The following is a 23,926-nucleotide window of genomic DNA, read 5'->3' as shown; positions in this document are numbered from 1 at the left end:
CACGGGTTGGGCCGATCGGGGTGGTCCGGTCGAGCTCGGGAGCCCGGGCCCCGGGCTCCTGGCTCCGGGCTCCCGCCCCCGGGACCCCCTCGTGAAAACTTGCACAAGCCGCCGCATACCATGGCTCCCGTGCCGAATTCGCTGAATCCCCTTGAGCTGATCGCCCGCCGCTGGCAGCCGTCCGCGGCCTTCGTGCGGCGGGCCGCGCTGGCGACCGTCGTGATGGCCGTGATCATCGTCGTGACCGGCGGCGCGGTCCGGCTCACGCAGTCCGGACTGGGCTGCTCGACCTGGCCGAAGTGCACGCCGGAGAGCCTCACGCCGACCCACGCGATGGGCATCAACGGCCTCATCGAGTTCGGCAACCGCATGCTGACGTACGTGCTGTGCGCGTTCGTCGGACTGTTCATCATCGCCGCCCGCGCCCGGCACCCCCGGCGCCGCTCGCTCACCCGCCTCGGCTGGGCCCAGTTCTGGATCGTGATGGGCAATGCGGTCTGGGGCGGCATCGTCGTCCTGACCGGCCTGAACCCGTACCTCGTCGCCGCGCACTTCCTGCTGTCCACGGCCCTGCTCACGGTCGCCGTGCTGAGCTGGAAGCGGGCCGGTGAGGGCGACGACGAGCCGCGCGACGTGACCGCCCGTCCGGTCCGGCAGCTGGCCTGGCTGCTGGTGGCGGTGACCGGCGCGCTGACCGTCATCGGCACGGTCGTCACCGGCGCCGGCCCGCACGCCGGCGACGCGCACAAGGTCCACCGCATCCCGCTGAACTGGCAGGAGATCACCCAGCTCCACGTCGACTTCGTCTACGTCGTGGTCGGCCTGAGCGTGGCCCTGTGGTTCGCGCTGCGCGCCGTCAAGGCGCCGGCCGCCGCCCGCCGCACCGTGCTGGAGCTGTTCGCCTGCATCGCGCTGCAGGGCGTCATCGGCTACGTCCAGTACTTCCTGGGGCTACCCGAGATCGTCATCGGGCTGCACATGCTGGGGTCGACGCTGGTCTGGATCGCCGTGCTGCGGGTGGCGCTGTCGCTGCGCGACCGCGGACCGCTCCAGGAGGACGAGTTCGAGGACGGCGACGCGCCGGCCGCCGCCGCGGACGACGAGCCCGCGGAGCCTCAGGTGGTCTCCGCACCGAGCCGGTAGACCCGGCGGGCCGTCCCGGACGCGATCATCCCGGTGATCCGCCGCCCGTCCTCCGCCCCGCACAGCCCCTCGGTGGTCCACTCCCGTACGAGGCGGTCCATGGCGCGCAGGAAGGACCGGGCGCCGGTCACATAGAGCTCGGGCAGCCCACGGGCGCCGGAGGAGAACAGCAGCTTGCCGAACGGCGCGTGCGGCAGGGTCTCCGCGGGGCAGGGCCCGGTGTCGGCGTACACATGGGCGTGCGCCGCGGCGAGCTGGGCGGCCCGGCGGTGGTGCGGGGCCGCGGGCAGCAGGACCAGATCCGCGCCGAGCCCGGCGGTGGCCCGCAGGAACCCGGCCAGCGGCCGCGGATCGGGGCAGTGCAGCTGTACGGGCAGGCCGGTGGCGACCGCGCTCCACAGCAGGTGCCGGACGAGGGCCGGCTCGGTCAGCCGGTCGCCGGGGCGGCGGGTGCGCAGCCAGCGGTCCGCGGCGCGCCGTACCTCGCCGGCCTCGGGGGCGTGTCCGTCGCAGTAGGTGGCGCCGGAGGCGAAGGCGGTGGCGTGCTGGGCCGCCGCGTAGAGGGCCTCGGCGGTGTAGCCGATGAAGGATTCGACGCTGCCGGAGGTGTCGGCGACCTGCTCGGCGAGCGGTTCGAGCCGTACCACCTCGTGGGCGCGGGCCTCGGCGGCGGTGGCGATCTCGGCGGCCGAGGTCAGTTCGCTGGGAGCGCCGGCCTCCAGCAGGAAGGTGCCGATGCCGGAGCCGCGGAGCAGCATCCGGCCGGCCGTGTAGGCGCCCACCTCACGCCTGCGGGCCAGATAGCGGGCCGGCGGACAGTGCGGCTCCAGGCCGAGCAGCGGGGGGCACCAGCGGCGTATCGCGAGTCCGGTGAGGCTGTCGAAGTAGCTGGTGCCGGCGGGGGCCGGGCCGTGGGCGCCGACCGCGGCGGCCAGATGGGTCTCGAAGGAGCCGAGGCCGAGTTCGCCGTGCACGGCGCCGTGGCTGTACTGATCGATGAGCGGTGGCTGATCTGCCAGGAAGGGAAGGCCGTCCATCCGCTCCTCCTCCCGAGAGCCCGCCGGGCGTGGCCGGAACGCCGCGCCCGGTGGACTTAACGGAGGAGGGGGTGGTGAGGTAGCGGGCTCCGCTTCCGGCGCGCGCCCCGGCGCGCCGCCGCACCGTCGTCCTCAGGCGTTGGCCGGGCCGCCCAGCTGGAGGCCCGCCATCCGCGACCACTCGTAGCGGCCGGTGCGGACCTTGGCGGCGAGGTCGCCGTCGAAGTCGTCGTGGAGGGTGAGGCCGGCCTGCGTCGCGGCGTCCTTGGCCTCGTCGTACGTACGGGCGACGAGGTTGCCCCACTCGCCGTTGGCCCCGACGAGGGCGATCCGGACGCTGCCGCGGGCGATGTGCGCGAGCTGGCCCTCGGCGCTGCCGCCGTGGGAGTCGGCGAAGGCGCGGATCTGCCGGGCGAGTCGGGCCGCGCGCTTGCCGGCCCGCTTCTCGTCCTTGGTGGCGGCCGCCGCGCCGACCGCCGTCTGCTCGTCCGCCTGCTGGGTGTCTGCCATGGACAGCATGCTACCCACGAGTAATCACCTAAGGAAGGGATCCACGGCGACGGCGACGAACAGCAGGGACACATAGGTGATGGACCAGTGGAACAGCCGCATCTCCTTGAGCTTCGGCCCGGTGATCCCGGCCTTGGCGCGGGACTGCAGGCCGTGCGCCTCCTTCAGCCACAAGGCGCCGCAGGCGAGCGCGACCGCGGTGTAGAACCAGCCGGTGTAGCCCAGCGGCTGCAGCAGCAGCGAGACCAGGACCATCACCCAGCTGTAGGCCACGATCTGCCGGGCCACGGCCTTGTTGCCGGCGATCACCGGCAGCATCGGCACGCCGACCCGCTCGTAGTCGTCCTTGGCCTTCATCGACAGCGGCCAGTAGTGCGGCGGCGTCCAGAAGAAGATGACGAGGAAGAGGACCAGCGCCGCCCAGGAGACCGAATTCGTCACCGCGGACCAGCCGATGAAGACCGGCATGCAGCCCGCGATGCCGCCCCAGACGATGTTCTGCGAGGTGCGGCGCTTGAGGATCATCGTGTAGACGACCACGTAGAAAAGCAGCGCCCCGAGCGACAGCATCGCCGACAGCGGGTTGACGAAGACCCAGAACCACGCGGTGGAACCGACCGCGAGGGCGGTCGCGAAGACCAGGCACTCGCGCGGCGAGACCATGCCGGTGACCAGGGGCCGCTGGGAGGTGCGGTCCATCAGGGCGTCGATGTCCCGGTCGATGTACATGTTGTAGGCGGCCGCACCGCCGGCGGAGAGGTAGCCGCCGACGCAGGTCGCGAGCACCAGCCACAGGTCGGGGACGCCGCCCGCGGCCAGGAACATCACCGGAATCGTCGTCATCAGCAGGAGCTCGATGACACGCGGCTTCGTCAGCGCCACGAAAGCCTTCACACGGGCCCCGAACGGACGGTGCCCCGGACCCCCCGGGCTCTCGGAGAGCACCCCCGCAGGACGGGATTCGACGGCCGTCACGCACACCCCTGGAAGTAACATCAGCGGCTCCCGCCGCGGATGGAAATAAGGCTCGCAAGCCCTTACGACCCCGTGAACCGGGTAAAAGCTTGCGCGTACCACGCCACTTTAGACGTTGGCCATACGGCGATCTTCGCGGGGGTGGGGTCGTGTTGGGGCCCGCGCGGCGGGGTGGCGGCGGCAGCTTTCCCCTGGCGTTCGCCCGCCGTTCAGGAGGCGGGCCGCACCGCCGCCCGGCAGTCTGGTCGTATGGCCGTGGCCGTCGGGCGGGAATGTCCGGCCCGGCGATCCGGTTGCCCGACGCGACGAACCCCGTGACGGCCACGCAGCGACTGAGCACCGAAAACACCGAATGAGCGTCGAAAAGACGCCCGCACTTGCGGGGGTAGGCTCGACACCGCCTGGCGGACATACCCGTCCGTGGCATTCGACATGTGGAGAGGAGCCCTGACTCAGGGTGAGCACCAAGCCGACCACCACAGAATTCGAGTGGACCGAACTGGACCAGCGGGCGGTGGACACCGTCCGGGTCCTGGCCATGGACTCCGTGCAGAAGGTCGGTAACGGCCATCCGGGTACGGCCATGAGCCTGGCGCCCGCCGCCTATGTGCTGTTCCAGAAGCTCATGCGGCACGACCCTGCGGACGCCGACTGGACCGGCCGTGACCGGTTCGTCCTCTCCGCGGGCCACTCCAGCCTGACGCTCTACATCCAGCTCTTCCTGGCCGGCTACGGCCTTGAGCTGGACGACCTCAAGGCCTTCCGCACCTGGGGCTCGAAGACCCCCGGCCACCCGGAGTACGGCCACACCACCGGCGTGGAGACCACCACCGGCCCGCTGGGCCAGGGCGTCGCCAACGCGGTCGGTATGGCCATGGCGGCCCGCTACGAGCGCGGTCTGTTCGACCCGGACGCGGCCCGGGGCTCCTCGCCGTTCGACCACTACATCTACGCGATCGCCGGCGACGGCTGCCTCCAGGAGGGCATCTCCGCCGAGGCGTCCTCGCTGGCCGGCCACCAGAAGCTCGGCAACCTCATCATGCTGTGGGACGACAACCACATCTCGATCGAGGGCGACACCGAGACCGCCATCTCCGAAGACACCGTGAAGCGGTACGAGGCCTACGGCTGGCACGTACAGCGCGTGGAGCCCAAGGAGAACGGCGACCTCGACCCCGAGGCGCTGTTCCGCGCCATCGAGGCCGCGAAGGCCGTGACCGACAAGCCGTCGTTCATCGCGATGCGCTCGATCATCGCCTGGCCGGCCCCCCACGCCCAGAACACCGAGGCCGCGCACGGCTCGGCGCTGGGCGAGGAGGAGGTCGCGGCCACCAAGCGCGTGCTGGGCTTCGACCCGGAGAAGCACTTCGAGGTCACCGACGAGGTGCTCGCGCACACCCGCGGCGCCCTCGACCGCGGCCGGGACGCCAAGAAGGAGTGGGAGAAGTCCTTCGCCGCCTGGCGCACCGCCAACCCGGAGCGCGCCGCGGAGTTCGACCGGATCGCCGCCACCGAGCTGCCCGAGGGCTGGGAGGACCACCTCCCCGTCTTCGAGACCGGCAAGCCGGTCGCCACCCGCGCCGCGTCCGGCAAGGTGCTGCACGCGCTGGGCGCGGTCATCCCCGAGCTGTGGGGCGGCTCCGCGGACCTCGCGGGCTCCAACAACACCACGATCGACAAGACGTCGTCGTTCCTGCCCGAGGGCAACCCGCTGCCGGAGGCCGACCCGTACGGCCGCACGATCCACTTCGGCATCCGCGAGCACTCCATGGCCGCGGAGATGAACGGCATCGCGCTGCACGGCAACACCCGCATCTACGGCGGCACCTTCCTGGTGTTCTCCGACTACATGCGCAACGCCGTCCGGCTGTCGGCCCTGATGCACCTGCCGGTGACGTACGTGTGGACGCACGACTCCATCGGTCTGGGCGAGGACGGCCCGACCCACCAGCCGGTCGAGCACCTGGCCTCGCTGCGCGCCATCCCGGGCCTGAACATCGTGCGCCCGGCCGACGCCAACGAGACCGCCCTCGCGTGGCGCGAGATCCTCCGGCGCTACACCAAGAAGTTCGGCGTGGGCGCTCCGCACGGCCTCGCGCTGACCCGCCAGGGCGTCCCGACGTACCCGGCCAACGAGGACACCGCCAAGGGCGGTTACGTCCTCTTCGACGCAACGGGCCCGCAGGGAGAGGCCGCCGAACCGCAGGTCGTGCTGATCGGCACCGGCTCCGAGGTGCAGCTCGCCGTCGAGGCGCGCGAGCAGCTCCAGGCCGCGGGCGTCCCGACCCGTGTGGTGTCGATGCCGTGCGTCGAATGGTTCGAGCAGCAGGACCAGGAGTACCGCGACAGCGTGCTGCCGCCGTCGGTCAAGGCGCGGGTCGCCGTCGAGGCGGGCATCGGCCTGACCTGGCACCGCTTCGTGGGCGACGCCGGACGCATCGTGTCGCTGGAGCACTTCGGCGCCTCGGCGGACGGCAAGGTCCTCTTCCGCGAGTTCGGCTTCACCGCCGACGCGGTCGCCGCCGCCGCCCGGGAATCGCTCGAAGCCGCCGCGCGCTGACGCACGTACACGACGAGTAGGAGATGCAGAACCCATGACAGACGCACTCAAGCGCCTCTCCGACGAAGGCGTCGCGATCTGGCTGGACGACCTGTCGCGCAAGCGCATCACGTCCGGCAACCTCGCCGAGCTGATCGACCAGCAGCACGTCGTCGGCGTCACGACCAACCCGTCGATCTTCCAGAAGGCGATCTCCTCGGGCGACGGCTACCAGCAGCAGGTCGCCGACCTCGCCGCTCGTAAGGTCACCGTCGAGGAAGCCATCCGCATGATCACGACGGCGGACGTCCGGGACGCCGCCGACGTCCTGCGGCCGGTCTTCGACGCCACCGGCGGGCAGGACGGCCGGGTCTCCATCGAGGTGGACCCGCGCCTGGCCCACAACACCGCGGCGACCATCGCCGAGGCCAAGCAGCTGGCGTGGCTGGTGGACCGCCCGAACACGCTGATCAAGATCCCGGCCACCAAGGCGGGCCTGCCGGCGATCACCGAGGTCATCGGCCTGGGCATCAGCGTCAACGTCACGCTGATCTTCTCGCTGGAGCGCTACCGCGAGGTCATGGACGCCTACCTCGCGGGCCTGGAGAAGGCCAAGGCCGCGGGCCTGGACCTGTCCCTGATCCGTTCGGTGGCCTCGTTCTTCGTGTCCCGCGTGGACACCGAGATCGACAAGCGCCTGGACAAGAACGGCACCGACGAGGCCAAGGCCCTCAAGGGCAAGGCCGCGCTGGCCAACGCCCGGCTGGCCTACCAGGCGTACGAGGAGGTCTTCTCCTCCGACCGCTGGGCCGCCCTGGACAAGGCCGGCGCCAACAAGCAGCGTCCGCTGTGGGCCTCGACCGGCGTCAAGGACCCGGCCTACAAGGACACGCTGTACGTGGACGAGCTGGTCGCCCCGGGCACGGTCAACACCATGCCGGAGGCCACCCTGGAGGCCACCGCGGCGCGCGGCGAGATCACCGGCAACACCATCGCCGGCACCTACGAGGCGGCGCAGGCCGACCTCGACGCGATCGGCGCGCTCGGCATCTCGTACGACGATGTCGTCCAGCTCCTGGAGGACGAGGGCGTGGAGAAGTTCGAGGCCGCCTGGAACGACCTGCTCAAGTCGACCGAGGCGGAGCTCAAGCGCCTCGCTCCTTCGGAGGGCTGATCCCCTTGACCGCTGTTCATGGAGCGAACCCGCTTCGTGACGCCGCGGACCGACGGCTCCCGCGCATCGCGGGGCCGTCGGGCCTGGTCATCTTCGGCGTCACGGGCGATTTGTCCCGGAAAAAGCTGATGCCCGCCGTCTATGACCTGGCGAACCGCGGCCTGCTTCCGCCCGGCTTCTCCCTCGTGGGATTCGCGCGCAGGGAATGGGAGAACGAGGACTTCGCGCAGGAGGTGTACCAGGCGGTCAAGGAACACGCCCGTACGCCGTTCCGCGAGGAGGTCTGGCAGCAGCTGGTGCAGGGCTGCCGCTTCGTCCAGGGCAACTTCGACGACGACGAGGCGTTCGAGACCCTCAAGGACACCATCAACGAGCTCGACAAGGCCCAGGGCACCGGCGGCAACTTCGCCTTCTACCTGTCCGTGCCGCCGAAGTTCTTCCCCAAGGTCGTCCAGCAGCTCAAGAAGCACGGACTGGCCGACCAGAAGGAGGACTCCTGGCGCCGCGCGGTCATCGAGAAGCCGTTCGGGCACAACCTCGAAAGCGCCCAGGAGCTCAACCGGATCGTCCACGAGGTCTTCCCGCCCAACGAGGTCTTCCGGATCGACCACTACCTGGGCAAGGAGACCGTCCAGAACATCCTGGCGCTGCGCTTCGCCAACACGATGTTCGAGCCGCTGTGGAACCGCAGCTACGTCGACCACGTCCAGATCACAATGGCCGAGGACATCGGCATCGGCGGCCGGGCCGGCTACTACGACGGCATCGGCGCGGCCCGTGACGTCATCCAGAACCACCTCCTCCAGCTGCTCGCACTGACCGCCATGGAGGAGCCCGCCTCCTTCGAGGCCGACGCCCTGGTCGCGGAGAAGACCAAGGTGCTCGGCGCGGTCCGGCTGCCGAAGGACCTGGGCAAGGAGACGGTGCGCGCGCAGTACGCGGCCGGCTGGCAGGGCGGCGAGAAGGCCGTCGGCTACCTCCAGGAAGACGGCATCGACCCGAAGTCGAAGACCGACACCTACGCGGCGATAAAGCTGTCGATCGACAACCGCCGCTGGGCGGGCGTCCCCTTCTACCTGCGCACCGGCAAGCGGCTGGGCCGACGGGTCACCGAGATCGCGGTCGTCTTCCAGCGCGCCCCGCACTCCCCCTTCGACCAGACCTCCACCGAGGAACTGGGACAGAACGCCCTGGTCATCCGCGTCCAGCCGGACGAGGGCGTGACCGTGCGGTTCGGCTCCAAGGTGCCCGGCACGTCGATGGAGGTCCGGGACGTCTCGATGGACTTCGCCTACGGCGAGTCCTTCACCGAGTCCAGCCCCGAGGCGTACGAGCGCCTGATCCTCGACGTCCTCCTGGGCGACGCCAACCTCTTCCCGCGACTGGAGGAGGTCGAGCAGTCCTGGCGCATCCTCGACCCGATCGAGGAGTACTGGGACCGGCACGGCAAGCCCGCGCAGTACCCGGCGGGCACCTGGGGCCCGGCCGAGGCGGACGAAATGCTCGCACGAGACGGACGGAGCTGGCGTCGGCCATGAAGATCGATCTGACGGAAACCACGGCCAGCAAGATCAACAAGGCGCTGGTGGAGGGCCGTCGCGCCGTCGGCACCCCGGCCATCGGCATGGTGCTCACGCTCGTCATCGTCACCGACGAGGAGAACGCCTACGACGCACTCAAGGCCGCCAACGAGGCGTCCCGCGAGCACCCCTCGCGCACCCTCGTCGTCATCAAGCGGGTCAGCCGGTCGCCCCGCGACCGCGCCAAGGCCCGCCTGGACGCAGAGGTGCGGGTCGGCACCGAGGCCGGCACCGGCGAGACGGTCGTCCTGCGGCTCTACGGCGAGGCGATCGACCACGCCCAGTCCGTGGTACTGCCGCTGCTGCTGCCGGACGCCCCGGTGGTGGTCTGGTGGGCGGTCAACGCCCCGCTGGACCCGGCCAAGGACCCGCTGGGCGCGCTCGCCCAGCGCCGGGTGACCGACGCCTACGCCAGTGAGCGCCCGGTGCAGGAGCTCTCCGCGCGCGCGGAAACGTACACGCCGGGCGACACCGACCTGTCCTGGACCCGGATCACGCCCTGGCGCTCCATGCTGGCGGCGGCGCTCGACCAGGGCCCGTGCACGGTCACCTCCGCCGAGGTCGAGGGCGAGGAGTTCAACCCCAGCTGCGAGCTGCTCGCCATGTGGCTCGCCAGCCGGCTGAACGTCCCGGTCTCCCGCAAGGTCTCGGGCGGCCCCGGCCTGACGGCGGTACGCATGCAGTCCAGCGGCGGCCCCATCGTGCTCGACCGCCCCGAGGCCTCGCTGGCCACGCTCTCCATGCCCGGCCAGCCGGACCGCTCGGTGGCGCTCAAGCGCCGGGAGACCGCGGAACTGCTCGCCGAGGAGCTCCGCCGGCTCGACCCGGACGACATCTACGCCGCCGCCCTGAAGTTCGGCGTGGAACGCCTCGGCGACGGCAGCGGCGACCAGCCGTCCGGCGGCGGCAACGCGGGCCCGGCGGACACCAAGGGCACGACGGCCGAGGGCGAACCGGCGGCGTCCGCCCACGGCAACCCGGCCAGGTCCGCGTCCTCGGGGAAGAAGGCGCCCGCCAAGAAGGCGGCCACCAAGTGAGTGCTCCCGAAGTCGTCGTCCACCGCGACAAGGAGCTGATGGCGAAGGCCGCGGCGGCCCGGCTGATCACGAAGATCGTGGACGCCCAGGCCGCCCGCGGCTCCGCCGCCATCGTGCTGACCGGCGGGCGCAACGGCAACGGGCTGCTCGCAGCCCTCGCCGAGGCGCCCGCCCGGGACGCCGTGGACTGGTCCCGGCTCGACCTGTGGTGGGGCGACGAGCGCTTCCTGCCCGCGGGCGACCCGGAGCGCAACGACACCCAGGCCCGCGCGGCGCTGCTCGACAGCGTCCCGCTCGACCCGGCCCGGGTGCACCCGATGCCCGCCGCGGACGGCCCGTACGGCAACGACGCCGACGCCGCCGCCGAGGCGTACGCCGCCGAACTCGCCGCTGCGGCAGGCCCGGAGGACCACGGCCCGGTCCCGTCCTTCGACGTCCTGCTGCTCGGCGTCGGCCCGGACACCCACGTCGCGTCGCTCTTCCCCGAGCTCCCCGGCGTACGGGAGACCGAGCGCACGGTGGTCGGGGTGCACGGCGCGCCCAAGCCGCCGCCCACCCGGATCTCCCTGACCCTGCCCGCGATCCGCGCGGCACGGCAGGTCTGGCTGCTGGCGGCCGGCGAGGACAAGGCGAACGCGGCGGCCATCGCGCTCTCCGGCGCGGGCGAGGTCCAGGCCCCGGCGGCCGGCGCACGCGGCCGCAGCCGCACGCTCTGGCTCCTCGACGAGCCCGCCGCGGCCCAACTGCCGCGCAGCCTCTACCCACCGGCGTCGGCCTGAGCCGGCGGCTCGGCCCGAGTCGGCGACTTCAGCGGCCGGCCGTCCTTTGTGCCCTGCGGGCCCCGTCCTCCTTGAGGGCGGGGCCCGTGGCGTGTCTGCGGATGGCACCGGCGTGTTCAGCCGCGAGGGGCCGCGACGGTGTGGTGTCGCGGCCCCTCGGTCAGGCTTCGGTGGGGGTGGTGGGGTGTTGGGGGGTCAGCGGCCGCGGAGGGCGCGGTACTTGGCGACCAGGGCGGTGGTCGAGGGGTCGAGGCCCGGTACGTCGGCGCCCTCGGTGAGGGCTGGTTCGACGCGCTTGGCGAGGACCTTGCCGAGTTCGACGCCCCACTGGTCGAAGGAGTCGATGTTCCAGACCGCGCCCTGGACGAAGACCTTGTGCTCGTACAGGGCGATCAACTGGCCGAGTACGGACGGGCTGAGCTCCTTGGCGAGGATCGTGGTGGTGGGGCGGTTGCCCTGGAAGGTCTTGTGCGTGACCAGTTCCTCGGCCACGCCCTCGGCGCGCACCTCGTCGGGCGTCTTGCCGAAGGCCAGTGCCTGGCCCTGGGCGAAGAGGTTGGCCATCAGCAGGTCGTGCTGGGCGACCAGGCCGGGCTGCAGGTCGGCGACCGGTTCGGCGAAGCCGATGAGGTCGGCCGGGATCATCTTCGTGCCCTGGTGGAGCAGCTGGTAGTAGGCGTGCTGGCCGTTCGTGCCGGGCGTGCCCCAGACGACCGGGCCGGTCTGCCAGTTGACCCGGTGGCCCTCGCGGTCCACCGACTTGCCGTTGGACTCCATGTCCAGCTGCTGGAGGTAGGCGGTGAACTTGGAGAGGTAGTGGCTGTAGGGCAGTACCGCGTGCGACTGGGCGTCCCAGAAGTTGCCGTACCAGATGCCGAGGAGGCCCAGCAGGAACGCGGCGTTCTCCTGCGGCGGGGCGCAGCGGAAGTGCTCGTCGACGAGGTGGAAGCCGGCCAGCATCTCGCGGAAGTGTTCCTTGCCGATGGCGATCATCAGCGAGAGACCGATCGCGGAGTCGTAGGAGTAGCGGCCGCCGACCCAGTCCCAGAACTCGAACATGTTGTCCGGGTTGATGCCGAACTCGGTCACCTTCTCGGTGTTGGTGGAGAGGGCGACGAAGTGCTTGGCGACGGCTGACTCGTCGGCCCGGAGGCCGGTCAGCAGCCAGTTGCGGGCCGAGGTGGCGTTGGTGATCGTCTCGATGGTGGTGAAGGTCTTCGAGGCGATGATGAAGAGCGTCTCGGCCGGGTCGAGGTCGCGGACGGCTTCGTGCAGGTCCGCGCCGTCCACGTTGGAGACGAAGCGGAACTGCATGTCCCGGTGGGTGTAGGCGCGCAGCGCCTCGTAGGCCATGGCGGGGCCGAGGTCCGAGCCGCCGATGCCGATGTTGACGACGGTCTTGATGCGCTTGCCGGTGTGGCCCTTCCAGTCGCCGGAGCGGACCCGGTCGGAGAAGGTGCCCATCTTGGTCAGGACGTGCTGGACGGCGGGGACGACGTCGGTGCCGTCGCTCTTGATGACCGCGGAGCCGGGTGCGCGCAGCGCGGTGTGGAGCACGGACCGCTGCTCGGTGACGTTGATCTTGTCGCCGCGGAGCATCGCGTCGCGCAGTTCGGCCACGCCGGTCGCCGCGGCCAGGTCGCCGAGCAGCCGCAGGGTCTCGTCGGTGACCAGGTGCTTGGAGTAGTCCAGGTACAGGTCGCCGACCTGGAGGGTGTAGCGCTCGGCGCGCGCGGGGTCGCGCTCGAACAGTTCGCGGAGGTGCACCTCCCCCAGCTGTTCGCGGTGCTTGCTCAGCGCGGTCCACTCAGGCATCTGGTCGAGCCTGCTGCGGCCTTGTGGGTTCATCTCGGACATCAGCCTTCTTCATCTCGTACCGGCCCCGCCATCTCCCAACCTAATTGATCAGGGCGCGGTATGAGGTATCTGTCCGCTGTCGGTCGGTGCGCTGTCCGGCATCTGACGAACCGGTGGACGGGCGGGGAGGAGTGCCAGGGTGGCGAGGCCCAGCAGGCCGGCGGCGAGGAGGGCGGGGCTGTGGGGGCCGTACGCCGTGGCGGCTGCGCCGCCGAGCAGTCCGCCGAGCGGTGCGGTGCCGAGGGACATCGTCCGGAACGCGGCGCTGATGCGGCCGAGCAGGGCGGCCGGGGCGCGCTGTTGGACGACGGTGGCCTCAAGGACGGTGGCCACCGTGCCGGCGAAGCCGAACAGGCCGAGGAGCGCCGCCGCGACACCGGTCGCGGACACCGTCCCGAATCCCACGAGGAGCAGGGTCTGCAGCACTCCGGTGAGGAGCGCGGCGCGGAACGGGCTGCCGGTGGCGGGGTGCGCAGGGAGGCGACGAGACCGGCCGCGAGGAGGTACGTCATGGCGTCGGCCAGGAAGGGGAGCGCGGCGCCGAGCGCGAGGAGCGCCGGGGCGAGGGGCCCGCCGAGGAACCGGTGGGCGACCTCCTGGCCGGTCAGCAGGCGGGCGTTGGCGGTGGTCAGTGACTCCTGGGGGACGAGCGCGGGCAGCAGGGCCGTGGCGGCGTTGTCGAACAGCGTGTGGAGGGTGGTGAGCGCGAAGGCCAGCGCGAGCAGCAGTCCGATGCCCGCCCGGCCGGTCGCCACGGCCAGGGCGAAGCCGGCCATCAGCAGGCCGCGGGCCACGTCGACCGTCCACATGGCCCGGCGCTGGTCCATGCTCGCACTCACACACCGTGCGCATGTCCCTACGGTACGGGCGACCACTGACAACGAGCCTCGGGCAGTTTCCCCACCCGCTGCCTCAGATGCGGCGGAAGACCGCTGCGGCGGAGCGCCGAGGGGCGGCGGCTCCCGACAACAAACGCGGCCGACCCGGCCGGAGGGGTTCCCTCCGGCCGGGTCGGCCGTGTGTCCGTTCCGTCAGATCTCGCCGCGGAGCTTGGCGAGCGCCTCCGCGAGGATCGCCTCGCCGTCGGCGTCGCTGCGGCGCTCACGGACGTAGGCGAGGTGGGTCTTGTAGGGCTCGGTGCGCGGCGGGTCCGGCGGGCTGTCCCGGTCCTTGCCTGCCGGGAAACCACAGCGCGGGCAGTCCCAGGTGTCCGGAACCTGCGCATCGCCGGCGAAGCTGGGCTGCGTCTCGTGCCCGTTGGAGCACCAGAAGGAGATGCGGATGCGCGGCGCGGACTCGCCGCGCTCGGCCTCCCCCATCGGCCCCGCCCCGACCCGACTTCCTCGGATCGCGTTGCCACTTGCCACGGTCGTTACTCCCTGCGTAATGGTGCTGCAAAGCCTTCACATCAGCTGCGCTGCGGAACGCCACAGTCTACGTAAGGCCCAACGCGCGTCCAGTGAGCGGAGTTACCGTCCCGGGACGCCGCCCTCATGATAGGCCGCGCCCCCGACGGTATGTCAGCTGCCGAGCTTCATCAGGACGCCGAGGACGACAATGCAGGCGAACCACAACAGACCGATCACGATGGTGATGCGGTCCAGGTTGCGCTCGGCGACCGAGGAGCCACCGACCGAGGACTGCATGCCGCCGCCGAACATGTCGGACAGACCGCCGCCCTTCCCCTTGTGCATAAGCACCAGCATCACCAGCAGCAGGCTGAAGACGATGAGGGCGATCGAGAATCCGATGACCACGGCTGGACCAACTCTCTAGGACTGACGGACGTAGGGATCACGATACGTGGAACATATGGTGCGGGGCCGGGGCGGCGCTGTTGCACCGGTCCCGGCCCCGACAGGGTACGACGAGGGCTCGCCCTCGTCATAGCTGCTGGTGTTGCGCGGCTGCTACTGGTCGCGGAAGCGGACGATCTTGACGAATTCGTCGGCGTCCAGTGCCGCGCCACCGACCAGGGCGCCGTCGACGTCCGGCTGCGCCATGATCGCGGCGACGTTGCCGGACTTGACCGAGCCGCCGTACTGGATGCGGACCTTGTCGGCCAGCTCCTGGCTGTAGAGCTCGGCCAGGCGGCCGCGGATGGCCGCGCAGACCTCCTGGGCGTCCTCGGGGGTGGCGACCTCGCCGGTGCCGATGGCCCACACCGGTTCGTAGGCGATCACGATGGTCTCGGCCTGTTCGGCCGGGATGTCCGCGAGGCCGCCGTCGACCTGGGCGAGGGTGTGCGCGACGTGGTTGCCGGCCTTGCGGACGTCCAGGCCCTCGCCGACACAGAGGATCGGGGTGATGCCGTGCTTGAAGGCGGCCTTGACCTTGGCGTTGCAGATCTCTTCGTTCTCGCCGTGGTACTGGCGGCGCTCGCTGTGGCCGACGGCCACGTACGCGCACTTGAGCTTGGCGAGCATCGCGCCGGAGATCTCACCGGTGTACGCGCCGGAGTCGTGCGCGGAGAGGTCCTGCGCGCCGTACTTGATCTTGAGCTTGTCGCCGTCGACCAGCGTCTGCACCGAGCGGAGATCGGTGAACGGCGGCAGGACGGCGACCTCTACGGCGTCGAAGTCCTTGTCGGCGAGGGCGAAGGCGAGCTTCTGGACGTGTGCGATGGCCTCAAGGTGGTTGAGGTTCATCTTCCAGTTGCCCGCCATCAGCGGGGTGCGGTCACTCACGGTTTTTCAGTCCTCCAGAGCGGCGAGGCCGGGGAGCGTCTTGCCTTCGAGGTATTCGAGGCTGGCGCCGCCACCGGTCGAGATGTGGCCGAATGCCTTCTCGTCGAAGCCCAGCAGGCGGACCGCGGCGGCGCTGTCGCCACCGCCGACCACGGTGAAGGCATCGCTGTCGACGAGCGCCTGGGCGATGGCACGGGTGCCACCGGCGTAGTCCGGGTGCTCGAAGACACCGAGCGGACCGTTCCAGAAGACGGTCGCGGCGTCGGCGAGCTTGGAAGCGTACAGCTCGCGGGTCTTCGGGCCGATGTCCAGGCCCTCCTTGTCGGAGGGGATCTTGTCGGCGTCGAGGGTGTCGAAGGTGGCGGGGGCCTTCGTCTTCAGGTCCGGGAAGTCGGTGGAGGCGAGGACGTCGACCGGCAGGACCAGCTCGACGCCGTTCTTCTCGGCGCGCTCCATGTATTCCGTGACGACCGGGATCTGGTCCTCCTGGAGGAGGGAGATGCCGACCTCGTAGCCCTTGGCCTTGAGGAAGGTGTACGCCATGCCGCCGCCGATCAGGAGGCGGTCGGCCTTGCCGAGGAGCTCGTCGATGACGGCGAGCTTGTCGGAGACCTTGGCGCCACCGAGCACGACGACGTAGGGGCGCTTGACGTCCTCGGTGAGCTTCTTCAGGACGCCGACCTCGGTGGCGATGAGGTCGCCGGCGGCGTGCGGCAGGCGCTGGGGCAGGTCGTAGACGGAGGCGTGCTTGCGGTGCACGGCGCCGAAGCCGTCGCCGACGTAGAGGTCGGCGAGGGCGGCGAGCCGGTCGGCGAAGGCGCCGCGCTCGGCGTCGTCCTTGCTGGTCTCGCCGGGGTTGAAGCGGAGGTTCTCCAGCACGGCCACCTGGCCGTCGGCGAGGCCCGCGGTGACGGCGGCGGCGGATTCGCCGACGGTGTCGGTCGCGAACGCCACGCTCTGGCCGAGGAGTTCACCGAGCCGCTGGGCGGCGGGGCCCAGGGAGAAGGCCGGGTCCGGGGCGCCCTTGGGGCGGCCCAGGTGGGAGGCGACGATCACCTTGGCGCCGCGCTCGGCGAGCTTGGCGATCGTCGGGGCGACGGCGCGGATCCGGCCGTCGTCGGTGATGGTGGTGCCGTCCAGCGGGACATTCAGGTCGGCGCGGACAAAGACCCGCTGTCCCGCTACCTGGAGGTCGTCGATCGTCTTCATGGGAAGTGCTCCGTCGCTTGATTCGGTCGCAGGACGGGGCTCGTACGACGCTTCGTCGCGCCGTACGAGCCCCGTCCTTCACACCTCGGTGCCTGGGGTATCAGGCAGAGATATCAGAGCTGGCCGCCGACGAAGGTGGTCAGGTCCACCAGGCGGTTGGAGTAGCCCCACTCGTTGTCGTACCAGCCGACGACCTTGACCTGCTTGCCCTGCGCCATCGTCAGGGAGGAGTCGAAGGTGCAGGAGGCCGGGAAGTTGACGATGTCCGAGGAGACGATCGGGTCCTCGGTGTACTCCAGGATGCCCTTGAGCTGGCCCTCGGCGGCCTTCTGGAACGCGGAGTTGATCTCGTCCTTGCTGACCTCGCGGTCGAGCTCCAGGACGAGGTCGGTGACCGAGCCGGTGGGGACCGGGACGCGCATGGCGATGCCGTCCAGCTTGCCCTTGAGCTGCGGGAGGACCAGCGCGGTGGCCTTGGCGGCACCCGTGGAGGTCGGGATGATGTTCTCCGCGGCGGCACGGGCGCGGCGCAGGTCCTTGTGCGGGAAGTCAAGGATGCGCTGGTCGTTGGTGTACGCGTGGACCGTGGTCATCAGGCCCTTGACGATGCCGAAGTTCTCGTCGAGGACCTTCGCCATCGGCGCCACACAGTTGGTGGTGCACGAGGCGTTGGAGATGACGTGGTGGTTGGCGGCGTCGTACTTGTCGTTGTTGACGCCCATCACGATCGTGATGTCCTCGTCCTTGGCGGGCGCGGAGATCAGAACCTTCTTGGCGCCGGCGGCGAGGTGCTTCGCGGCGTCCTCGCGCTTGGTGAAGATGCCGGTCGACTCGACGACGATGTCGGCGCCGAGCTCGCCCCAGGGGAGGTTCGCCGGGTCGCGCTCCGCCATCGTCTTGAAGGTCTGGTTGCCGACCGTGATGGTGTCGTCGGTGTGGCTGACGTCCTGCTTGAGGCGACCCAGGATGGTGTCGTACTTGAGCAGGTGGACCAGGGTGGCGTTGTCGGTCAGGTCGTTGACACCGACGATCTCGATGTCCGCACCCTGCTCCAGGAGCGCGCGGAAGTAGTTGCGACCAATGCGGCCGAATCCGTTGATGCCTACGCGGATCGTCACGAACCGATCTCCTCGTTGGTACGCCGGCAAAGACACCGGCGAGCTGTATGGGCTGTCCCCGACCGCCTCCGACCCTACCCCCTATACGAGACGTACGTGACATTGACAAAACGCGCTCGATGCTTCTCAGATGAGCGTTTTCCGTCGGAGGCCGCGCATGCCAGACCGCCCCCGGTGCGCTCGTGGCACCGGGGGCGGACGGGATGGGTGAGGAGGGTGGGGAGGGCGGGGTCAGCCGACCATGCCCTCGGCGAGTTCCTCGGTGAGATTGGATTCGGTGCCGGGGATGCCGAGGTCCTGGGCGCGCTTGTCGGCCATCGCCAGCAGACGGCGGATCCGGCCGGCGACCGCGTCCTTGGTGAGCGGCGGGTCGGCGAGGGCGCCGAGCTCCTCCAGGGACGCCTGCTTGTGTTCCATGCGCAGCCGGCCGGCCGCGGCGAGGTGCTCGGGGACCTCCTCGCCGAGGATCTCCAGTGCGCGCTGCACCCGGGCGCCGGCGGCGACCGCGGCCCGCGCCGAGCGGCGGAGGTTGGCGTCGTCGAAGTTGGCGAGGCGGTTGGCGGTGGCCCGGACCTCGCGGCGCATCCGCCGCTCCTCCCAGGCGAGCACCGACTCGTGGGCGCCGAGCCGGGTCAGCAGCGCGCCGATCGCGTCACCGTCACGGACGACGACGCGGTCCACGCCGCGGACCTCGCGGGCCTTGGCGCCGATGCCGAGGCGGCGGGCCGCGCCGACCAGGGCGAGCGCCGCCTCGGGGCCGGGGCAGGTGACCTCCAGGGAGGAGGAGCGGCCGGGTTCGGTGAGCGAGCCGTGGGCGAGGAAGGCGCCGCGCCAGGCGGCCTCGGCGTCGCAGGTGGCGCCGGAGACGACCTGCGGGGGCAGCCCGCGGATGGGGCGGCCGCGGCCGTCGACCAGGCCGGTCTGGCGGGCCAGCTGGTCGCCGCCGGCCACCACGCGTACGACGTAGCGGCTGCCGCGACGCAGTCCGCCGGGGGCCATCACCACCAGGTCGGAGCTGTGCCCGAAGATCTCCAGGATGTCCTTGCGGAGCCGGCGGGCAGCGATGCCCGTGTCCAGCTCGGCCTCGATCACAATGCGTCCGCTGACCAGGTGCAGACCTCCCGCGAACCGCAGGATCGACGAGACCTCCGACTTCCGGCAGCAGGTCCGGGTGACGGGGAGCCGGGAGATCTCATCCTTCACCGCAGCCGTCATCGCCATGGGCCGATCCTTCCATGCATCCGAAAAATACGGTCGTACGCGGCGGCCAGCAGCTCCGGGTCGTGCCGGTCGGGGGCTCCCCCGGCGGTCGACCGGGCGTCGTCTCCTTGCGCCGCAACCGCCGCCAGCTCGACCTCGCTGCCGACGAGCTGCTTGGCGGCAACCGTCAGACCATCGATGTCGGGCACGGCGGCCTTGTCGGCCAGCACCACGTCGAAGGCGAGTTTAGGGGCGTGTCGGGCCAAAACCTCCAAATGACGCTGCGGGGAGAAGCCATCGGTTTCGCCCGGCTGCGGTGCGAGGTTGAGGGAGAGCACCTTGCGTGCCTTGGTCTCCTCCAGGGCCTGGCGCAGCTGTGGCACCAGCAGATGGGGGATCACGGAGGAGAACCAGGATCCGGGGCCGAGAACCACCCAGTCGGCGTCACGCACCGCGGCGACCGCCTCGGGGACGGCCGGCGGGTCCTCGGGGACGACGTGGACGGACTGCACCTCGCCGCGGGTGAGGGCGACGGTGGCCTGGCCGCGGACCGTGGAGATGTCGTCGGGGTGGTCCGGGTCGTGACCCTTGACCTGGGCCTGGAGCTCCAGGGGGACGGCCGACATGGGCAGGACGCGCCCGTGTGCGCCGAGCAGCTTGCCGACCAGGTCGAGCGCCTGGACATGGTCGCCGAGCTGCTCCCACAGGGCGACGATGAGGAGGTTGCCGACGGCGTGGTCGTGCAGCTCGCCCTCGCTCTGGAAGCGGTGCTGGATCACCCGGGCCCAGGTCTGGCCCCAGTCGTCGTCGCCGCACAGCGCGGCCAGCGCCTTGCGCAGGTCGCCGGGCGGCAGCACGCCGAGCTCGTCGCGGAGCCGGCCGCTGGAGCCGCCGTCGTCGGCGACCGTGACGACGGCCGTGAGATCACCGGTGATGCGGCGCAGCGCGGCGAGGGAGGCGGACAGGCCCATGCCTCCGCCGAGCGCCACCACCTTGGGGGTGGCGCCCTTCGTCGCACGGCCGCTGGGGACGAATCGGCGGACCCGGCGCAGCCGTGGTGTGCGGCCGGTCACTCGCGCCCCATGTCGCGGTGGACGACGACGGTTTCCACTCCCTCGGAGACCAGCCTCCGGGCGAGCTTCTCGGACATCGCGACGCTGCGGTGCTTGCCGCCGGTGCAGCCCACGGCGATGGTCACGTAGCGCTTGCCCTCGCGGCGGTAGCCCTCGGCGACGATCCGCAGCAGCTCGGCGTAGCCGTCCAGGAACTCCTTGGAGCCGGGCTGGCTGAAGACGTAGTGGGAGACCTCGTCGTTGAGGCCGGTGAAGGGGCGCAGCTCGGGGACCCAGTGCGGGTTGGGGATGAAGCGGCAGTCGATGACCATGTCGGCGTCGACGGGCAGGCCGTACTTGAAGCCGAAGGACATGACGGTGGCGCGGAGCTCGGGGACCTCTTCGCCGGCGAACTGGGCGTCCATCTTGGCGCGGAGCTCGTGGACGTTGAGGCTGGAGGTGTCGATGACCAGGTCGGCGTCGCCGCGCAGCTCGCGCAGCAGGTCGCGTTCGGCGGCGATGCCGTCGACGATGCGGCCGTCGCCCTGGAGGGGGTGCGGGCGGCGCACGGACTCGAAGCGGCGCACCAGGGCCTCGTCGGAGGATTCCAGGAAGACGATGCGGCGCTTGACGTTCTGCGCGTCGAGGGTGGCCAGGGACTCCTTGAGGTTGGCGAAGAAGCGGCGGCCGCGGACGTCGACGACGACGGCGATGCGGGCGACGTTGCCCTGGGAGCGGGCGCCGAGCTCGACCATCGGGGCGATCAGCTCGGGCGGGATGTTGTCGACGACGAACCAGCCGAGGTCCTCCAGGCACTTGGCGGCGGTGCTGCGGCCGGCCCCGGACATCCCGGAGATGATCACCAGCTCGGGGATCGCGGCGCTCTCGCCCTGGTCGGACTCGCGCATCGTGCCCGTACTCACCTGTGCACCGTCTCTCTCGGTTTCCTGCGTCTCGTGCTCTGTGCTCATGGTTCCTGCCCCCGTTCTGCCGACAACGCGGCCGGTGGGGCCCCGTCATCCTCAATGATCTCTCCTGTGGCGGTGTTCACCGCGGGAGCGGTCGGTGCCGCTCCGGCCAGCGCCGCGGCGACCGTCTCGGCGGTCTTGCGACCGACCCCCGGGACCGCGCAGATCTCGTCGATCGTCGCGGCCCGCAGCTTCTTCAACGAGCCGAAGTGCTTGAGCAGTGCGTGCCGGCGGGTGTCGCCGAGGCCGGGCACGGCGTCGAGCGGTGAGGCCTTCAGCCGCTTGGTCCGCTTGCTGCGCTGGTAGGTGATCGCGAAGCGGTGTGCCTCGTCGCGGACGCGCTGGAGGAGGTAGAGGCCCTCGCTGCTGCGCGGCAGGACGACCGGGTCGTCCTCGCCGGGCAGCCAGACCTCCTCCAGGCGCTTGGCCAGGCCGCAGACGGCGACGTCGTCGATGCCGAGCTCGTCCATGGCCCGGCGGGCGGCCGCGACCTGCGGGGCGCCGCCGTCGACGACGACGAGCTGGGGTGGGTAGGCGAACCGCTTGGGGCGGCCGTCCTCGTCGAGCGGCCCGTCGGTGGCGGGGGCGGTGTCCCCGGCGGCGACCTCGGGTGCTTCGGGGGCTTCGGGGGTTTCGCCGTCCGGCCGGCCGGGCTCCTCGGTCCACTCCCCCGACTTCTGCTTCTCCTGGAGGTAGCGCCGGAAGCGGCGGCCGATGACCTCGTGCATGGACCGGACGTCGTCCTGCCCCGCGAATCCCTTGATCTGGAAGCGGCGGTATTCGCTCTTCCGGGCCAGGCCGTCCTCGAAGACCACCATGGAGGCGACCACGTCCTCGCCCTGGAGGTGGGAGATGTCGAAGCACTCGATGCGCAGCGGGACCGAGTCCAGGCCGAGGGCCTCGGCGATCTCCTCCAGGGCGCGGGAGCGGGTGGTCAGGTCGGAGGCGCGCTTGGTCTTGTGCAGGGCGAGGGCCTGCTGGGCGTTGCGGCCGACCGTGGCCATCAGGTCCTTCTTGTCGCCGCGCTGCGGGATGCGCAGGGAGACCTGGGAGCCGCGGCGCTGGGTGAGCCACTGGGCGACCGGTTCGACGGGGTCGGGCAGGGCGGGGACCAGTACTTCCTTGGGCACGGCGTCGCCCTGTTCGTCGCCGTAGAGCTGCTGGAGGGCGTGTTCGACGAGGTCGCCGGTGGTGACCGCCTCGACCTTGTCGGTGACCCAGCCGCGCTGGCCGCGGACCCGGCCGCCACGGACGTGGAAGATCTGGACGGCGGCTTCGAGTTCGTCCTCGGCGACGGCGATCAGGTCGGCGTCGGTGGCGTCGGCGAGGACGACGGCGCTCTTCTCCATGGCCCGCTTGAGGGCGCCTATGTCGTCGCGGAGCCGGGCGGCGCGTTCGTACTCCATCTCCTCGGCGGCGTCCTGCATCTGCCGTTCCAGGCGGCGGATGTAGGCGCCGGTGCGGCCGGCCATGAAGTCGCAGAACTCCTCGGCGAGTTCGCGGTGGTCCGCTTCGGAGATCCGGCCGACGCAGGGGGCGGAGCACTTGCCGATGTAGCCGAGCAGGCAGGGGCGGCCGATCTGGGCGGAGCGCTTGAAGACGCCTGCGGAGCAGGTGCGGACGGGGAAGACCCGCAGCATCAGGTCGACGGTCTCGCGGATGGCCCAGGCGTGGGCGTACGGGCCGAAGTAGCGCACGCCCTTCTTCTTGGCGCCGCGCATGACCTGGGCGCGGGGGAAGTCCTCGTTGAGGGTGACCGCGAGGTACGGATAGCTCTTGTCGTCGCGGTATTTGACGTTGAAGCGAGGGTCGAACTCCTTGATCCAGCTGTATTCGAGCTGGAGCGCCTCGACCTCGGTGGAGACGACGGTCCACTCCACCGAGGCGGCGGTGGTGACCATCGTGCGGGTGCGCGGGTGGAGTCCGGCCAGGTCCTGGAAGTAGTTGGCCAGGCGCTGGCGCAGGCTCTTGGCCTTGCCGACGTAGATGACCCGGCCGTGCTCGTCGCGGAATTTGTAGACCCCCGGCGAGTCGGGGATCTGTCCCGGCTTGGGTCGGTAGCTGCTGGGGTCTGCCATGAACCCCACCCTACTGACCGCCACCGACAATCACGGCGTCCGGACCGCGGCCGGGGTGCCTGCCCGCCATGGGGGCGGCGGGCAGGCGGCCGGGCGCCCCGGTCAGCGGCGGCGGCGCCGGCGCAGGGCGGTCGCGGTGGACAGTCCCAGGGCGAGCAGCGCGGCGGCGCCGGCCGCGGTGGTGGCGGCGGTCACCGGGAGGTCGCCGTCCGCCACCGCGGACGCCTGGGCGAGCTGCCCGGCGGCCGGTTCCGCGGCGGGCGCGGCCCGCTGCGCGGCCTTCGGGCCGTAGCCGCCGGCCTCGCCCCGCCTGTCGTACGCGGAGCCGGGGAGCTTGTCGCCGTAGGCCTTCGCCACCCGCTTGCGGTAGGCGGCGACGGTGGTGCCGTGGGCGCCGACGGCCTTCCGGGCGTCCGCGTCCAGCGGCTCGATGCGGTCGCCGCGCTGGAGGTACCAGGCGTCGATCTGCGGCTCGTGGAAGACGGTGCCGGCCGCGTCCCGGGCGGCGCCGGCCGCGGCGTAGCGGGTCTCGTCGTCGCCGCTGGCGATGTTGACGACCTTCCAGGTGGCGCCGTGCCGCACGGTCCACACCGAGGCGGTCCGGCCGTCGGCCGCGACGGCCTTGCTGGCGAGGAACTCCAGGCGGGCGACGGGGGCGTGGGCGGTGCCGCGGACGAAGTCCGGGGAGAGGGCGTAGACCGGGACGGCGGCGCCCTCGATGTGCGGCCGTACGGTGCCGGGCGCCACGGCCCGGGCGCCGTCGCGCTTCTGGTCGGCGGCGAAGAAGCGGGCCAGGGTCTTCAGGGTCGCGGGGGCGGTGGCCGCGTCGTGGGCCGCGGTGAGGCTCGCCCGGGCCGGTGCCTGCGGCGCGGGGACGGGCGCGGCGACCGCGGTGTACGGCGCGAGGCCGATCAGGGCGGTGGCCAGCGCTCCGGTGGCGACGGCGCGGACGACGGTGGGGGCGGCGGTGCGCTGCGTCATGC

21 protein-coding genes are annotated in these 23,926 nt (G+C 71.2%); 6 read left to right on the top strand and 15 right to left on the bottom strand.

The annotated features are described in order from the left end of the window. Positions 1 to 129: 129 nt before the first annotated feature. Complete coding sequence (locus IG62_RS0108095; RefSeq protein WP_030799186.1) at positions 130 to 1,143, top strand: COX15/CtaA family protein; 1,014 nt, start codon at positions 130 to 132, stop codon at positions 1,141 to 1,143. Here IG62_RS0108095 and IG62_RS0108090 read toward each other — a convergent pair. From IG62_RS0108090 to IG62_RS0108080, 3 genes are all read right to left on the bottom strand, one after another. Further along, entirely contained in the window at positions 1,116 to 2,180 is a 1,065-nt protein-coding gene (locus IG62_RS0108090; protein WP_030799183.1) for a hypothetical protein, read from the bottom strand. The genes IG62_RS0108095 and IG62_RS0108090 overlap by 28 nt on opposite strands. A gap of 132 nt (positions 2,181 to 2,312) precedes the next feature. Continuing rightward, positions 2,313 to 2,699, bottom strand: a complete 387-nt coding sequence (locus IG62_RS0108085) for a hypothetical protein (RefSeq protein WP_030799182.1) — start codon at positions 2,697 to 2,699, stop codon at positions 2,313 to 2,315. Positions 2,700 to 2,714: 15 nt separating this feature from the next. Then, positions 2,715 to 3,665, bottom strand: a complete 951-nt coding sequence (locus IG62_RS0108080; RefSeq protein ID WP_030799180.1) for a heme o synthase — start codon at positions 3,663 to 3,665, stop codon at positions 2,715 to 2,717. Positions 3,666 to 4,122: 457 nt separating this feature from the next. Here IG62_RS0108080 and tkt point away from each other — a divergent pair, with 457 nt between their 5' ends. Genes tkt through pgl form a run of 5 tightly spaced genes read left to right on the top strand, consistent with a single transcriptional unit; the run spans position 4,123 to position 10,774 of the window. Next, positions 4,123 to 6,225: a transketolase gene (gene tkt, locus IG62_RS0108075; RefSeq protein WP_030799177.1), complete on the top strand. Its 2,103-nt coding sequence runs from the start codon at positions 4,123 to 4,125 to the stop codon at positions 6,223 to 6,225. 34 nt (positions 6,226 to 6,259) lie between these two features. Further along, the gene (gene tal, locus IG62_RS0108070; protein WP_030799174.1) at positions 6,260 to 7,378 is read left to right on the top strand and encodes a transaldolase; all 1,119 of its coding nucleotides are present in this window, start codon (positions 6,260 to 6,262) and stop codon (positions 7,376 to 7,378) included. A 5-nt stretch (positions 7,379 to 7,383) separates the two neighbouring features. Then, entirely contained in the window at positions 7,384 to 8,916 is a 1,533-nt protein-coding gene (gene zwf / locus IG62_RS0108065; RefSeq protein ID WP_030799172.1) for a glucose-6-phosphate dehydrogenase, read from the top strand. Next, positions 8,913 to 9,995, top strand: a complete 1,083-nt coding sequence (gene opcA / locus IG62_RS0108060; RefSeq protein ID WP_030799170.1) for a glucose-6-phosphate dehydrogenase assembly protein OpcA — start codon at positions 8,913 to 8,915, stop codon at positions 9,993 to 9,995. The genes zwf and opcA overlap by 4 nt, the downstream gene beginning before the upstream one ends. Then, complete coding sequence (gene pgl / locus IG62_RS0108055) at positions 9,992 to 10,774, top strand: 6-phosphogluconolactonase (protein WP_030799169.1); 783 nt, start codon at positions 9,992 to 9,994, stop codon at positions 10,772 to 10,774. The genes opcA and pgl overlap by 4 nt, the downstream gene beginning before the upstream one ends. 195 nt (positions 10,775 to 10,969) lie before the next feature. Here pgl and pgi read toward each other — a convergent pair whose 3' ends face one another. The 12 genes from pgi to IG62_RS0107995 all read right to left on the bottom strand — a co-directional run bounded on the left by pgi (position 10,970) and on the right by IG62_RS0107995 (position 23,924). Next, on the bottom strand, positions 10,970 to 12,622 hold the full coding sequence (gene pgi, locus IG62_RS0108050; RefSeq protein ID WP_030799166.1) for a glucose-6-phosphate isomerase: 1,653 nt from the start codon (positions 12,620 to 12,622) through the stop codon (positions 10,970 to 10,972). A 57-nt stretch (positions 12,623 to 12,679) separates the two neighbouring features. Continuing rightward, complete coding sequence (locus tag IG62_RS48390) at positions 12,680 to 13,057, bottom strand: hypothetical protein (protein ID WP_051797743.1); 378 nt, start codon at positions 13,055 to 13,057, stop codon at positions 12,680 to 12,682. 605 nt (positions 13,058 to 13,662) lie between these two features. Continuing rightward, positions 13,663 to 13,998: an RNA polymerase-binding protein RbpA gene (locus tag IG62_RS0108040; RefSeq protein WP_016578660.1), complete on the bottom strand. Its 336-nt coding sequence runs from the start codon at positions 13,996 to 13,998 to the stop codon at positions 13,663 to 13,665. 153 nt (positions 13,999 to 14,151) lie between these two features. Then, positions 14,152 to 14,388: a preprotein translocase subunit SecG gene (gene secG, locus IG62_RS0108035; RefSeq protein ID WP_030799164.1), complete on the bottom strand. Its 237-nt coding sequence runs from the start codon at positions 14,386 to 14,388 to the stop codon at positions 14,152 to 14,154. Between the two features lie 153 nt (positions 14,389 to 14,541). Continuing rightward, positions 14,542 to 15,318 (bottom strand): triose-phosphate isomerase, encoded by a 777-nt coding sequence (tpiA, locus tag IG62_RS0108030; RefSeq protein ID WP_030799162.1) that lies wholly within the window; start codon positions 15,316 to 15,318, stop codon positions 14,542 to 14,544. 6 nt (positions 15,319 to 15,324) lie between these two features. Then, the gene (locus tag IG62_RS0108025; RefSeq protein WP_030799160.1) at positions 15,325 to 16,527 is read right to left on the bottom strand and encodes a phosphoglycerate kinase; all 1,203 of its coding nucleotides are present in this window, start codon (positions 16,525 to 16,527) and stop codon (positions 15,325 to 15,327) included. A 113-nt stretch (positions 16,528 to 16,640) separates the two neighbouring features. Continuing rightward, entirely contained in the window at positions 16,641 to 17,645 is a 1,005-nt protein-coding gene (gap, locus tag IG62_RS0108020; RefSeq protein ID WP_030411882.1) for a type I glyceraldehyde-3-phosphate dehydrogenase, read from the bottom strand. A gap of 231 nt (positions 17,646 to 17,876) precedes the next feature. Beyond that, the gene (whiA, locus tag IG62_RS0108015; RefSeq protein ID WP_018091880.1) at positions 17,877 to 18,866 is read right to left on the bottom strand and encodes a DNA-binding protein WhiA; all 990 of its coding nucleotides are present in this window, start codon (positions 18,864 to 18,866) and stop codon (positions 17,877 to 17,879) included. Beyond that, the gene (locus IG62_RS0108010; protein WP_030799158.1) at positions 18,857 to 19,918 is read right to left on the bottom strand and encodes a gluconeogenesis factor YvcK family protein; all 1,062 of its coding nucleotides are present in this window, start codon (positions 19,916 to 19,918) and stop codon (positions 18,857 to 18,859) included. The genes whiA and IG62_RS0108010 overlap by 10 nt, the downstream gene beginning before the upstream one ends. Beyond that, complete coding sequence (gene rapZ / locus IG62_RS0108005; RefSeq protein WP_030799155.1) at positions 19,915 to 20,868, bottom strand: RNase adapter RapZ; 954 nt, start codon at positions 20,866 to 20,868, stop codon at positions 19,915 to 19,917. Before rapZ ends, IG62_RS0108010 begins: the two co-directional genes overlap by 4 nt. Beyond that, positions 20,865 to 22,943, bottom strand: coding sequence for an excinuclease ABC subunit UvrC (gene uvrC / locus IG62_RS0108000; RefSeq protein ID WP_030799153.1), 2,079 nt, complete (start codon positions 22,941 to 22,943; stop codon positions 20,865 to 20,867). Before uvrC ends, rapZ begins: the two co-directional genes overlap by 4 nt. 102 nt (positions 22,944 to 23,045) lie before the next feature. Continuing rightward, positions 23,046 to 23,924: a hypothetical protein gene (locus tag IG62_RS0107995; RefSeq protein WP_030799151.1), complete on the bottom strand. Its 879-nt coding sequence runs from the start codon at positions 23,922 to 23,924 to the stop codon at positions 23,046 to 23,048. Positions 23,925 to 23,926: the final 2 nt, after the last annotated feature.

The sequence above is a fragment of the Streptomyces sp. NRRL S-337 genome (assembly GCF_000720175.1).
Taxonomy (GTDB): Bacteria; Actinomycetota; Actinomycetes; order Streptomycetales; family Streptomycetaceae; genus Streptomyces; species Streptomyces siderophoricus.
This window is presented reverse-complemented; position numbering and strand designations above follow the sequence as displayed.

What these genes read in the sequence shown, in the direction of transcription:
- whiA (WP_018091880.1), bottom strand. Translation starts at nt 18,866, where the DNA reads ATGGCGATGACGGCTGCGGTGAAGGATGAGATCTCCCGGCTCCCCGTC.
- uvrC (WP_030799153.1), bottom strand. Translation starts at nt 22,943, where the DNA reads ATGGCAGACCCCAGCAGCTACCGACCCAAGCCGGGACAGATCCCCGAC.
- opcA (WP_030799170.1), top strand. Translation starts at nt 8,913, where the DNA reads ATGAAGATCGATCTGACGGAAACCACGGCCAGCAAGATCAACAAGGCG.
- IG62_RS0108085 (WP_030799182.1), bottom strand. Translation starts at nt 2,699, where the DNA reads ATGCTGTCCATGGCAGACACCCAGCAGGCGGACGAGCAGACGGCGGTC.
- pgi (WP_030799166.1), bottom strand. Translation starts at nt 12,622, where the DNA reads ATGAACCCACAAGGCCGCAGCAGGCTCGACCAGATGCCTGAGTGGACC.
- IG62_RS0107995 (WP_030799151.1), bottom strand. Translation starts at nt 23,924, where the DNA reads ATGACGCAGCGCACCGCCGCCCCCACCGTCGTCCGCGCCGTCGCCACC.
- rapZ (WP_030799155.1), bottom strand. Translation starts at nt 20,868, where the DNA reads ATGAGCACAGAGCACGAGACGCAGGAAACCGAGAGAGACGGTGCACAG.
- tal (WP_030799174.1), top strand. Translation starts at nt 6,260, where the DNA reads ATGACAGACGCACTCAAGCGCCTCTCCGACGAAGGCGTCGCGATCTGG.
- IG62_RS0108025 (WP_030799160.1), bottom strand. Translation starts at nt 16,527, where the DNA reads ATGAAGACGATCGACGACCTCCAGGTAGCGGGACAGCGGGTCTTTGTC.
- IG62_RS0108090 (WP_030799183.1), bottom strand. Translation starts at nt 2,180, where the DNA reads ATGGACGGCCTTCCCTTCCTGGCAGATCAGCCACCGCTCATCGATCAG.